This is a genomic window from Corallococcus sp. EGB (assembly GCF_019968905.1).
Classification (GTDB): Bacteria; Myxococcota; Myxococcia; order Myxococcales; family Myxococcaceae; genus Corallococcus.
Map to the genome: position 1 here is coordinate 7,452,618 of NZ_CP079946.1, position 12,134 is coordinate 7,464,751.

General features: G+C 69.4%; 8 protein-coding genes. All 8 read right to left on the reverse strand.

Going from position 1 to position 12,134, the window contains the following annotated elements; genetic code table 11:
- Positions 1-12: 12 nt before the first annotated feature.
- Positions 13-3,933 (reverse strand): translocation/assembly module TamB domain-containing protein, encoded by a 3,921-nt coding sequence (locus KYK13_RS30355; protein ID WP_223636772.1) that lies wholly within the window; start codon positions 3,931-3,933, stop codon positions 13-15.
- Positions 3,934-3,937: 4 nt separating this feature from the next.
- The gene (locus KYK13_RS30360; protein ID WP_223636774.1) at positions 3,938-4,879 is read right to left on the reverse strand and encodes an ExeA family protein; all 942 of its coding nucleotides are present in this window, start codon (positions 4,877-4,879) and stop codon (positions 3,938-3,940) included.
- Positions 4,880-4,906: 27 nt separating this feature from the next.
- A complete protein-coding gene (locus KYK13_RS30365; protein ID WP_223636776.1) occupies positions 4,907-8,068 on the reverse strand; it encodes a tetratricopeptide repeat protein in 3,162 nt (1,053 codons plus the stop codon).
- A 192-nt stretch (positions 8,069-8,260) separates the two neighbouring features.
- On the reverse strand, positions 8,261-9,646 hold the full coding sequence (accC, locus tag KYK13_RS30370; RefSeq protein WP_223636778.1) for an acetyl-CoA carboxylase biotin carboxylase subunit: 1,386 nt from the start codon (positions 9,644-9,646) through the stop codon (positions 8,261-8,263).
- Between the two features lie 73 nt (positions 9,647-9,719).
- A complete protein-coding gene (gene accB, locus KYK13_RS30375; RefSeq protein ID WP_223636780.1) occupies positions 9,720-10,304 on the reverse strand; it encodes an acetyl-CoA carboxylase biotin carboxyl carrier protein in 585 nt (194 codons plus the stop codon).
- A 40-nt stretch (positions 10,305-10,344) separates the two neighbouring features.
- Positions 10,345-10,926 (reverse strand): elongation factor P, encoded by a 582-nt coding sequence (efp, locus tag KYK13_RS30380; protein WP_223636782.1) that lies wholly within the window; start codon positions 10,924-10,926, stop codon positions 10,345-10,347.
- A 140-nt stretch (positions 10,927-11,066) separates the two neighbouring features.
- A complete protein-coding gene (locus tag KYK13_RS30385) occupies positions 11,067-11,429 on the reverse strand; it encodes a hypothetical protein (RefSeq protein ID WP_223636784.1) in 363 nt (120 codons plus the stop codon).
- Positions 11,430-11,462: 33 nt separating this feature from the next.
- The gene (locus tag KYK13_RS30390; protein ID WP_223636786.1) at positions 11,463-12,119 is read right to left on the reverse strand and encodes a hypothetical protein; all 657 of its coding nucleotides are present in this window, start codon (positions 12,117-12,119) and stop codon (positions 11,463-11,465) included.
- Positions 12,120-12,134: the final 15 nt, after the last annotated feature.

The following is a 12,134-nucleotide window of genomic DNA, read 5'->3' on the forward strand; positions in this document are numbered from 1 at the left end:
CGGCGAGCGCGGCTACTCGACCTCCCAGCCCAGCTTCAGCTCGAGCCCGAGGTTTCCGAACGACGCCTGGTTGTTCTCGTTGTCCCACTGGGCCTGTGCGGAAAGACGGTCGTCGAAGCGGTACTCAGCGCGTGCCCGGGTGCCTCGCCCACTCACAGGCTGGGTCATGCCGATTTTAAGCTGCTCGGAGAGGAACTTCGACTCCAGTTGTGCGGTGGGCTCCGCCTGCCGGGTGGCGTCGTTGTAGGTGGTGGAGATCTGCAGGGACAAGTCGCGCAGGACGGGGTTGCTGGGCAGGAAACGGCGCACCTGCCGGTCCAGTCCCGACACGTTGAAGAGGGCCTCCGCCGCCAGACCGTAGCTCGCCGACGCCGCCGTGTCCTTGTCCGCGCTCGTCACGCCCAGTGTCAGCAGGGACAGGATGTCACCCTCCGTGAGCACCGGCTCCGAGGACAACACCACGAGCGGATTGGCCGGCCGGCCGAACGCGTGCAGCTTCACCACGTACTCGCGCACGGACGTCTGCGCCTGCACCTCGAACACCGGATCGATGCCGGACGCGTCGCGGAACTCCAGCTGCCCCTGGTCGACGGTGAAGAGGTTGTTGCGGAAGAACGCCTGGCTGCCCTCGGCCGCCTCCACGCGGCCCAGCAGCCCCGGCTTCACGTCCGTGCCGGTGAGCCGCACGTCGCCCAACAGCCGCGCCTTGGCCAGGTTGTTGTCCACGCGCACGTCGCCAAAGTGCACGTTGACGTCCCAGGTGAAGAAGGGGTCCCTCGCGCGCTCGCCTCCACCGCCCACCGTGAGCTGCGGCTTCTTCTGCATCGTCTTGAGCAGCGCTTCGATGTCGAGCGGCTTCTGGTAGCGCAGCTTGATGATGTCCAGCCCACCCGTGACGGTGGGCCCCGTGGGCGGCCCCACCACCTGCAGCAGGCCGGACACCGTGAGCGGCAGGTCCTCCGTCATCCGGTACGGCACGGCGTCCAGTTGCAGCGTCAGCGCCAGCCGCTTGGGCACGAAGCGCTCCAGGCGGATGTCGCCGCGCGCGGACACCTGACCCTCGTTCACCTGGGCCTGCAGGTGCTCCAGCAGCACGCGCTGGCCCGTCATCTCCAGGCGCCCGGACATGCCGCGCACGGTGAGCGGCAGGTCGCGCATGGCCAGGCGCACGTCGGACAGCTCCGCGGAGCCCACCACCGACGGCGCGTCCAGCGAACCCGTCGCCTCCGCGTCCAGGCGCAGCTGTCCGCCCACGCGCTCCATGCCGGGCAACAGCGGCTCCAGGAGCCGCACGTCCATGCGCCCCTCGCGCAGGCTCATGTTCATGGCGCGCTTGTTCATCCAGCCGCCCAGCGTGAAGTCCACCGACGCGCCGCTGAAGCGGAACGGCTGCACGTCCAGCCGGCCGTTGAGGTACGTCAGCACCAGCGGCCCCTGGTTGCGTCCGCGCAGGTCGCCCCGCGCGAGCGACAGCTCCCGCACCGTGGCCGCCACCTGGTAGCCCTCCGGCTGCAGCAGCGGGCCCTGCAGCGTCACGCGCCCCGCGAGCATGCCCGTGACGCCCGCCAGCGCCGGCACCTGCGGCAGCAGCGGTTTGATCTCCGGCAGCAGCAGGTCCACGGTGGACTCGAAGAGGTAGGGCTCCTTCACCGTCATGCTCAGGGAGCCCTGGGCGTCGCGGAAGGGGCGGCCGGTGATGCGCAGCTGCTTGCCCTCCTGGTGCAGCGCGAGGTCCATGGCGCCCAGGTCGCGCGACGCGAAGGTGATGCGCGGCCCCTTCAACGTGGCCTGGATGTCCAGCTTGTCGGTCGTGCCCGTCACGGCCCCCAGGAGCGCGAGCGTGCCCTGGATGCCCATCTCCTCCGCGGTCTCCGGGCCCACGGCCTCCGCCAGCGACAGGTTCTCTCCGCCGAAGCGGTAGTCCAGCGTGCCCGCGAAGCCAAAGGTGCCCTCCACCCACGTGCGCCCCAGGCGCCCGTCCAGCACGGTGCGCTCCAGCACCATCGCCTTGCCATCCACGAAGCGCAGCCGCGCGGAGCCCGCGCCCAGCCGGCGCCCCAGGTACGTGGTGTCGCGCAGGTCGAAGGCCACCAGCCCCTCCAGCTTCTCCAGGGGGCTGTCGATCTCCACGCGTCCGGAGGCCGCGCCCGCGAACTGGCCCTGCACCGCGGCGATGGACGGGCTCAGGCCCGCCACCAGGTCCACCAGGTCCTCGGTGCGTCCCTGCGGCACCGTGACGTCCAGGCGCAGGTGCAGCAGGCGCGCGAAGGTGAGCGCCGCCTTGCCGAAGTACTGCGTGCGCCCCTTCTGGCCGGTGAGCGACGGGAAGGACAGCAGCCCGTTCGAGTACGACAGCTTCGCCTGCGTCACGCCCAGGCCGAAGCCCCAGAAGCTGAAGTCGCGCAGGGACAGGCTCGCGTCCACCTTCACGTCCGAGTACGCCCCCACGATGGAGTAGTTCGCGGAGCCCTTCCCGGACCACGGCAGCTCCGCGATGTGGCCGAAGTCCGACAGGTCCAGCTCGCCATTGCCCTGGATGTCCAGGCCCCGCGCGGAGTCGAAGTAGAGCGTCACCTCGCCGTGCACGCGCGAGCGGCCCGACTCCACCGTCAGGCGGGTGAAGGACACGCGGTCCCCCGTCAGCTTCACGGCCGTCTGCGCGCGGCCCCGCTCGAAGGTGAGCAGCGTCTTGCCGGCGCTGACCGGCGCGTCGAACGCGCGCGTGGCCAGCATGAAGCGGCCGCTGCGCAGATCCAGCGGCCCGGACAGCGACGGCCGGGGCAGCAGCGTCCCGGTGAGGTGCGCGTTCGCCGTCGCGGGGAAGTCCACCCACGAGCCGGCCACGCCCGCGCGCTCCAGGATGCGCCCGAACGACGCGTCCTCCGTCTGGAGTGTCACGTCCACCGGCAGCTCCGGCGTGAGCCGCAGCGCGCCGGACAGCTTCACCTTGCCGGAGCCCAGCGGGGCCTCCAAAGACTCCACGCGCACGCTGTCCCCCGCGTACGACAGGCGCGCGTTGAGGCTCACCGGGCCGTACTGCTCATAGGCCAGGTTGCTCGCGGACAGGTCCGCGCCCACCGCGAGCGCGGAGGGCTTCCCGGTGACGGACACGCGCGTCCACAGGTGCCCGGTGGCCGGACGCGGCAGGAGCTTCGCCTGGGACAGCGTGCGCAGCGGCAGGAACACCTGCGCGTCCAGCGCGAGCACCGGATGGCACAGCGTCTCCACGCGGCCGGACACCGTGGCGGTGATGTCGTCGAGCGTCGCCTCCGCGCGCTCCACGTCCAGCAGCCCCTCGTCGGGGTCCAGCGAGCCGGTGAAGCCCAGCTTCCCCAGCGTCAGCTCGCCGCCGCCCGCGCCCAGGCGCACCAGGCCCTGCCGCGCGGCGACCTCCAGCTCCATCACGCCCCAGTGCTCCACCCACCCCACGTCCAGGTTCTCCACCTCCACGCCGCGCCCGTCCGGCAGCGCGAGGCGCACCTCCGCGCCGGTGATGTCCACGCGCCCCACGCCCACGCGCGTCAGCGGCGTGAGCGGGCACGTGCCGTCGGAGGAAGGAGGACTGGAAGAGGGCCTCGACAGGTCCAGCGCCACGCGCGGATGGCGCACGCGCACCTGGCCCAGCATGAGGCGGCGGGACAGGGGGGACAGGAAGCCCAGCGCCACCTCCGCCTCGTCCGCGGCGAACAGCGGCGTGTCCGTCCCGCGCGCGAACACCGACACGCCGTGCAGCACCACGCGCGAGCCCAGCGGATCCAACTCGCACCGGCCGATGCCCACGTCCACGCCCAGCAGGTCCGGCAGGTGCCTGCGCGCCACGGTGCAGGCGGCGTCCCAGGTGAACGGCTGACGCAACAGGAGGATGCTCCCCGAAATCACGAGGAGCACCCACAAGAGCGCCTTGCGCGCACCGTTGCGGCTGGGAAGGGACAAGCCGCTAGAGCTTACCGAGTCCCTCGAGGTAGCGGTCGATCTCCGCCAGGTCGATCTTCGTGTTCGCTGTCCGGGGCAGCGACGTGGCAGGCGTGCCCGGCCGCTCGCTCACCTGGGAGGCAGCCGAGCCGCCCTGGAGTCCCAGGTTGTTGCCGATGCGGTGCACCAGCTCCGCGCTGATGGTCTCCGAGCGCGCGAGGAACGCCTCGAAGAGCGCGTTGTCGCACAGGGTGTTGATGACGCGCGGGGTGCCGCCGGAGTGCTCGTGCACGGCGAGCAGCGCCTCCGGCGTGAAGGGCATGCGCGGGCAGCCGGCGAGCCGCAGCCGGTGCTTCACGTACGCCTCGGTGGACTCCGCCGTGAAGGGCTCCAGCTTGTAGCGGAGCGCCACACGCTGGGCGAGCGGCGGATCCAGCTTCAGGTTCTTCTCGATCTCCGGCAGGCCGAAGAACACGAAGGAGATGAGCTTGCGCTCGGGCACCTCCAGGTTCAGCAGTCCCCGGAACTCCTCCATCAGCTCGCGCGTCTCCAGCATCTGCGCCTCGTCGATGAGGACGACGGCCTTCTTGCCGGACTCATAGATTTGCAGCAGGCGCTGGTAGAGCTGCGACAGGAGCGCCAGCTTCTCCTGCGCGGGGTTCTCCACGCCCAGTTGGAGCGCGATGCGGCGCAAGAGCCACTGGGCGGTGATGCCCGAGTGGATGATGACGAGCAGCGCCGCCTCGTACTCGGACTCCGGAAGCGAGTCGAGCATGCGCCGGGCGAGCGTCGTCTTGCCCGCGCCGATGTCGCCAATGAGGATGGACAGGCCCTTCATGTAGCCCACGGCGTGCATCAGCCGGGTGAGGGCCTGCGAGTGCTGCGCGGAGTTGTAATAGAAGCGGCTCACCGGAGCGTTGGAGAACGGCTCCTGGGTGAGTTCGAAGAAATCGAGGTAGGTCGTCATCGCTCGCCGGGCCTCGTGGGGGACGCGCTACACGTACCCTACTTTACGAGCCTTCGGCACGCCCGCGGCGGGAACCGGCGTCGCGGGGCCCTTGCCGGCGCGAGGCAGCGGGTCCTCCTCCGGAGCGGTCACCGCCGACAGCCGCGTCACCTGCGACCCCACGTCGCGATACTTCGCGTCCATGGCAGCCACACGCTGGAAGTGGAAGAGCGCCTTGCCCGGCTCGTTGAGCGCGTCGTAGGCGCTCGCCAGCTCGAAGCCCAGCGCCTTGGCCACCTCGCCCGTCGCGAGCACGTTGGACAGGCCTTCCTTGAAGACCGCCACGGACTCCTCCGGCTTGCCGCGCAGGGTGTGCAGCATGCCAATCATCGTCAGGCAGTCCAGCTCGCGCGGAGTGCCCACGCAGCCCTGGCGGGCCACGTCGAACTCGTGGACGGCGTCGTCCAGCAGCCCCATTTCCTTGTAGGCGATGCCCAGGTCGTAGTGCGTGTCCACGTCCTCGGGCTTCACCACCTTGGCCAGGCCCTTCTTGAACTCGGCGAAGACCTCATCCACCGAGTACTGGAAGTCCTCGTCCGCAGGAGGCACCGCCGCCAGCGACTCACCGCCCAGGTCGTCCAGCTCGCCGGCCAGCTGCGCCGCCAGGTCGAACGCGTCGCCACCACCGGCGCCGTCATCGAGCGAAGCCTCCGTCACGGGCTGCACGGAGGGCACGTGCATGGGCTCGGAAGGCGCTTCGTCCGCGGGGGCCGCGCCACCGCCGGCCTCCAGCTCCTCCAGGCGCGCCATCAGCTCGGCGGCGCGCACGTGGCCCGGGAACGCGATGGCCACCGTCTCCAGGATCTCGCGCGCCTCTTCCAGCAGTCCCTGGTCGAGGAAGAAAGACGCCTCGTCGCACTCCTCGGAGGCAGGCTCCTCCTCGGGCTCGGCATCCGGCTCCGGCGCGGCCGCCACGGGCTCCGGCTCCGGCTCCGGTTCGGGCTCAGGCTCGACAGCGACCGCGTCGGCCTGGGGCTCGTCGTAGGAGAGTTCCTCCATCGACGGGAGCACCATGTGCGCGGCGGTCGGCTCGTCGTCATCCTCGTCGCCCAGCGACATGCCGCCCGCGTACGGGGCCGCCTCTTCCTCCACCGGCGCGGCGAAGCTCTCGTCCAGGCCGGCGTCGTCCAGCGCGGACGCATCCAGCGGCGCGAGCCCCACGCGCGTGGGCGCGTCGTCGTCCTCGCCCAGCGCCATGCCGGGCTCCACCAGGGCTTCGTCGCCGCCGTCGTCCAGGGTCGGCAGCTGCAGCGTGTCCGGCGCGGCCTCGTCCAGCAGCGCGCGCGACGGGGACAGCACGCGCGTGGGCTGCGGCTCCTCTTCGTCCCCCAGGGACATGCCGCCCGCGTCGTCCGCGAGCACCATGGGCTCGTCGCCGCCCGCGTACATCAGCGCGTCGTCGTCCTGGGCGACCAGCGGCTCGTCGTCGGAAGCATCCGGACCGCCCAGGCCCGGCTCGTCCGCGAGCACCAGCGAGTCCTCGTCGGACCCCATCACCAGGCCGTCCTGCGACGGCAGGTCATAGACGGTGTTCTCGGCGGAGCTGATGGGCTCGCCCATCACCGCTTCCTCGCCGCTCAACGTGGCCTCAGCGACCTCGTCGTCGACGATCTCGTCCGAGTCCGCCCCGTGGCTCAGCGCCGCCAGCGCCAGCTCGTCACCCGAGGGCTGCGCGAGCGCGTCCTCCGGCGGATCCGCGACGAGGATCTCGTCGTCGTTGGAGTCCACCAGGATGGCGTCCTCCTCCAGCGACTCCACGCCCGGCGTCACCGCCGGCGCGATGATGCCGCCTTCCGCGCGCAGCACGGACAGGAAGGCGGGCACCTCCGCATGCCCCGGATCCTCCTGGAGGATGGTGGCCAGGTACGGCTGGGCGCGCTGCACGTCCGCGCGGCGCGTGCACAGACGCAGCACGTTCAGCAGCTGCTCCGAGGCCTGCGCGGTGTTATTGGCCGCCACGTAGATGTGGTACGCCTTTTCGTGCGCGTCCAGGTTCTCCGGATCCACGGAGAAGACCTTGCGCAGGTGCTCCAGCGCCTTGTCGTGGAGCCCGTACTTCACGTAGACGTCCGTCTCCGTCAGCAGCTTGGACAGCTGCTCGCGGCTCAGGCCCGCGGGCGGAGGCGGCGCAACGACCGCGGGCGCCGGGGCGGGCGCGGGACGGGACGGAGTCGCCACGGGGGCCGGCGCGTTCCAGGCCGGCGCGGCCTCCTCGACAGGGGCGTGCACGGCGACGGGCGCGTGCACCGGCTCCGGCTCGGCCACGGGCCCCCGGCGCGCGAGCAGATCCGGATCCTGCGGATCCAGCAGCTCGATCTGCCCCCACACGCCATCCGCCTCGGCGGTGCGGCCCCGCTCCTGGTGGATCTTCGCGAGCTCCTTGTAGACGGACACCGTCTTGGAGACCTGGCCCAGCCCCTGGAACGCCTGCGCCAGCAGCGTCAGCGTCTCCACGTCCCGGCCATCCGCCTTGAAGCACACCTGGAGCTTGGCGAGCGCGCGCTTCTGGTCACCGCGCTGCAGGTACGAAGCGGCCAGCTCCTTCGCGAGCGGGAGGTTGTCCGGCTCCAGCGCGGAGAGGCGCTCGGCGACGCGCAGCCAGTCATCCGCGCGGGCGTTGCGCTTGAGGTACTCCGCGGCGCGCTTGAACTCCTGCGCCGCTTCCTTCGTCATGCTCTCGCGCGCGTACAGCTCCGCGAGCTTGATCTTCGACGCCACGTTCTCGGGGTCGAGATCCACCATCTTCTTCAGCGTATCGAGGCTGGACTTGGTGTCGCCCGCCTTGTCGTAGTGATTGGCGACGATCTGGAAGTACGCCATCGCCTCCGACATCAACCCCAGCTGCTGGTGCAGCTCCGCCAGCTTGAGGTTCACCTCCAGCAGGTTCGGGTTGAGCTTGAGGACCTGCTTGTAGAGGGCGACGGCCTTCAGGAAGAAGCCGTCCGAGGAGTAGTTCTCCGCGACCTTGGTGAAGAAGTGCGCCGCCTGCGCGTTGTCGCCCTTCTTCTGGTACAGCTCCCCCATCTTCTGGAGGACCCGGATGTCCTTCGGGTCGACCTCCAGGACCTTCTGATACTCCTTGATGGCTTTGTCGTACGCGCCCTTCGCGACCAGCTTCGCGGCGGCTTCGATGATCTTGTTCTTGTCCATCGAGCGTGCGCTTCCGGCAGGCAGAAACCCCGAGGAACTTCGCGGGGTTCAGTCCTTCTCTGGGGGGGAGGTTCGGAGGCTAACGGAATCCTCCGATGCGGGTCAAGAAACAGCCTGCCCTCCCCCAGGGCTGGATCACCCGCCTGGACGCTCGTCCGCCCGGCGGGCTTTCCACGACTTCGCCACGCAGCGCTACGGCGTCTCTTCCACGGCCTTCTTGAGGCGGCGCGACCCCGTCTCGCTCGCCAGCAGGCGCTCCACGAAGCGGGTGTCGTAGTTGCCCTCCTGGAAGGACTCCTCCGCCAGTGCGGCCCGGTGGAACGGGATGTTGGTGCGGATGCCCTCCACGACGTACTCGGAGAGCGCGCGCTGCATGCGGCGGATGGCCGTCTCGCGGTCCTCCGCGTGCACGATGAGCTTCGACAGCAGGCTGTCGTAGTGCGGCAGCACCGTGTAGTTCTCGTAGGCGGCCGAGTCCACGCGCACGCCGTAGCCGCCCGGCACGCTGTAGCCGGTAATCTTGCCCGGCCACGGCGCGAAGGTGACGGGGTCCTCCGCGTTCACGCGGCACTCGATGGCGTGCCCGCGGATCTGGATGTCCTCCTGCTTGAAGCGCAGGGGGTGCCCGTAGGCCATGCGGATCTGCTCACGCACCAGGTCCACGCCCATGACCAGCTCCGTCACGGGGTGCTCCACCTGGATGCGCGTGTTCATCTCCATGAAGTAGAACTCGCCGCGCTCGTCGAGCAGGTACTCGATGGTGCCCACGTTGTTGTAACGGAGCTTCTTCATCGCGGCGACGGACACCTCGCCCATCCGCTGGCGCAGCTCCGGCGTGAGCGCGGGCGACGGGCTCTCCTCGATGAGCTTCTGGTGCCGGCGCTGCACCGAGCACTCACGCTCATTGAGGTGGATGATGTTCCCGTGCTCGTCCGCGACGATCTGGATTTCGATGTGGCGCGGCTTCTCCACGTACCGCTCGATGTAGAGGTCGCCGTTGTTGAAGGACGCCAGGGCCTCCGCCTGCGCGGTGGAGAACGCCTGCGCGAGCACGCCCGGCTCGCGGACGATCTTCATGCCCTTGCCGCCGCCGCCCGCCGCCGCCTTCAGGATGACCGGGAAGCCGATCTCCTTCGCGAACGCCTCCGCCTCGCGGGGGTCCTTCACCGTGCCGGGGCTGCCCGGAAGCAGCGGCATGCCCGCCTCGCGGGCCGCGGCGCGCGCGCGCACCTTGTTGCCCATCAGCCGCAGCATCTCCGGGCGCGGGCCAATGAAGCGGATCTTGCAGTTCTCGCAGACCTCCGCGAACTCGGCGTTCTCCGACAGGAAGCCGTAGCCCGGGTGGATGGCGTCCGCGCGCGTGATTTCCGCCGCGGAGAGCAGCTGCGGCACGTTGAGGTAGCTCTCCTTGGACGGAGGCGGCCCGATGCAGACGGCCTCGTCCGCGAAGCGCACGTGCAGCGCGTTGGCGTCAGCGGTGGAGTGCACCGCCACGGTGGCGATGCCCAGCTCTCGGCATGCGCGGATGACCCGCAGGGCAATCTCCCCGCGGTTGGCGACCAGGACCTTCTTGAACACGGCCGTGCTCCTTCGCGAGGGCCTTGAGGCGCGCCCCGCCCGGAAGGGCCGGACGCGCCTGACAAAGAGAGACTCAGGCCGGCTCGATGCGGAACAGCGCCTGGCCGAACTCCACCGGGCGACCGTTCTCCACGAGGACCTCGGCGATGCGGCCGGGGACCTCGGACTCGATTTCATTCATCAACTTCATCGCTTCCACGATGCAGAGCACCTGGCCCTTGCGCACCACCGTGCCCACGTCCACGAACGGGGGCTGATCCGGCGCGGGGGTCCGGTAGAACGTGCCCACGAACGGGCTGTTCACCAGGTGGCCCGGCTTCTCCGCGGGCTTCTCCGGCGCCGCGGCGACGGGGGCCGCGGACGGGGCGGGGGCGGGACGGGGAGCGGCCGGGGCGGCGTACTCCACCGGGGGCGACACCGTCACCCCGGGGCCGGACGGCGCCGTGTGGTGGACGATGGTCGTCTCCGGCGCGTGACCGCGGCGGATGTAGAGCTTCTCCGGGCCCTTCGTCCACACCAGCCGGGTGACGTCGGAGGCCTCCAGGATTTCGACAATCTGTCGAAGGGCCTCCACGTCCAGCGACGTGGTGCCCGAATCCCGTCCGGCGGCCGCGCCCGAGGACTCGGCCGACCGGGTTGCCTTGCGCTTCGTTGCCATTCAGACCCCTCCCGGGTCGTCAGGTGAAGGAAAGCCGCTGCTAGCCCGCGGTGGACACGCGGGTGAGGTACTTGCCACCGTCACGCGTGTCGATCTTCAGCACGTCGCCCTCGTTGATGAACAGGGGCACGTTGACGGTGAAGCCGGTCTCCAGCGTGGCGGGCTTCAGGGCGCCGGACACGGTGTCGCCGCGCACGCCCGGGTCGCACTTGGTGACCTTGAGGTCCACGGAGTTCGGCACCGTCACGTTGATGGCCTTGCCGTTCCAGAAGAGGATCTCGACGTCCAGATTCTCCTTCAGGAAGTTGGCCGCCTCTCCGAGCGCCTCCTTGCTCAGGTAGGTCTGCTCGTAGTTGCGCTTGTCCATGAAGTAGTAGTCGCCGTCCTGGACGTACAGGTACTGCATGTCCTTGGACTCGATGTCCGGGGTGCCCACCTTGTCACCGGACTTCAGCGTGGGCTCCAGGACGCGGCCATCCAGCAGGCTGCGGATCTTCGTGCGGGTGAAGGAGGAGCCCTTGCCAGGCTTGACGTGCTGGAAGTACTCGATGACGTACGGCTTGTCCTCCCACAAGATCTTCAAACCATTGCGGAATTCGGACGTATCGACAAACCCGGCCATGGGACCGACTCCTCAGACAAACGTTGAGACGAAAGTCCGGGGTGTCTAGCCCATGCCCTGGTTCCTGCAAAGAGGAAAGCGGAGGCACGCTGCGTCGCCGGGCAGGCTCGACAAGCCCCTGCCCGGGCGGACGTGCATGGCTACAACTCCGCCTTCACCTTCGGCGCGGTGACGCGCAGGACATAGCGCCCCTTGCCGAAATTCCCCTCCGCCCGCAGGGCGAGCACCAGGAAGTATTCCGGCGTCAACAGGCGCATGACGGTGAGGACCTTCTCGCTGTTGACGGACACCTCGGAGACGGTGCCCGTCTTCAGCGACTCGGCCGCGTTCTTCAACTGCGTGAGCAGGTTGGCGTACTCCACCCAGGTGCCGGAGACGTCCAGCTCCGTGGCCTCGTCCTTCTGGAACGTCTCCACGGAGATGCCGTCGAAGCCCATCACGCTGCACGCGAGGGCTCCGTCCACCTGGTTCACCACCGCTTCAAGGTGCGTGCGAAAAGACATGGTCCTCCCAGCGCGAAGTGACGGGTGCCGGACTCACTGGCACTTGGGATAGGCGCCTTCCTGCCCGCCGCGCTGGCCACACGGCGCCAGGGCATCGGGAACTTCGCCGGCTGCGCAGGCCGGGATGGTCACGCCCGATTTGTACGCGGTGAACGAGTAGACGACCTCGTTCGTCTCGAACTTCTTGTTGCTCGCGCTGAACTCGCCAGCGAACTGGACGTTGATGCTCACCTCGACGCTCTGACCGAGCGCCACACTGTCCGCGAGCTTCTGGCTGGCCTCCGCCGTCAGCAGGTTGGCCACGAGGATGTTGCCCTCGCTGGAGGGAGACAGGCCCGCGGTGTAGTTCACCGTCCCGGAGGGGAGGTTGATGTTCGGAGACGTCGCGTAGGACAGCCGCAGCGTCTTGACGAACGCGGTGCCGGCTCCTCCCGTGCCATCCCCCGGCTCCAGGGGGGTTTCGCCGATATCGACGGCCGTCTGGGCGTACGTGTTGTTCACCAGGAAGGCCAGCACGTAGGACCGGCCTACCGAGACGTCGAGCGAGCCGCGCGCGATGCCCGGAGCATCGGACTCGACCGTGCAGGTCGCGCTGGGCAGCTTGATGCTGGTGATCTGGACGACGGGCGAACTCTCGGTGCACGAGCAGAGCCCGAGCGCCAGGGCCGCCGCGATGATGATAGGCTTCATTGGAATGGTCTCTCC

Coding starts and splice junctions, on each gene's coding strand:
- KYK13_RS30360 (WP_223636774.1), bottom strand. CDS start 4,879: ATGACGACCTACCTCGATTTCTTCGAACTCACCCAGGAGCCGTTCTCC.
- KYK13_RS30365 (WP_223636776.1), bottom strand. CDS start 8,068: ATGGACAAGAACAAGATCATCGAAGCCGCCGCGAAGCTGGTCGCGAAG.
- accB (WP_223636780.1), bottom strand. CDS start 10,304: ATGGCAACGAAGCGCAAGGCAACCCGGTCGGCCGAGTCCTCGGGCGCG.
- efp (WP_223636782.1), bottom strand. CDS start 10,926: ATGGCCGGGTTTGTCGATACGTCCGAATTCCGCAATGGTTTGAAGATC.
- KYK13_RS30385 (WP_223636784.1), bottom strand. CDS start 11,429: ATGTCTTTTCGCACGCACCTTGAAGCGGTGGTGAACCAGGTGGACGGA.
- KYK13_RS30390 (WP_223636786.1), bottom strand. CDS start 12,119: ATGAAGCCTATCATCATCGCGGCGGCCCTGGCGCTCGGGCTCTGCTCG.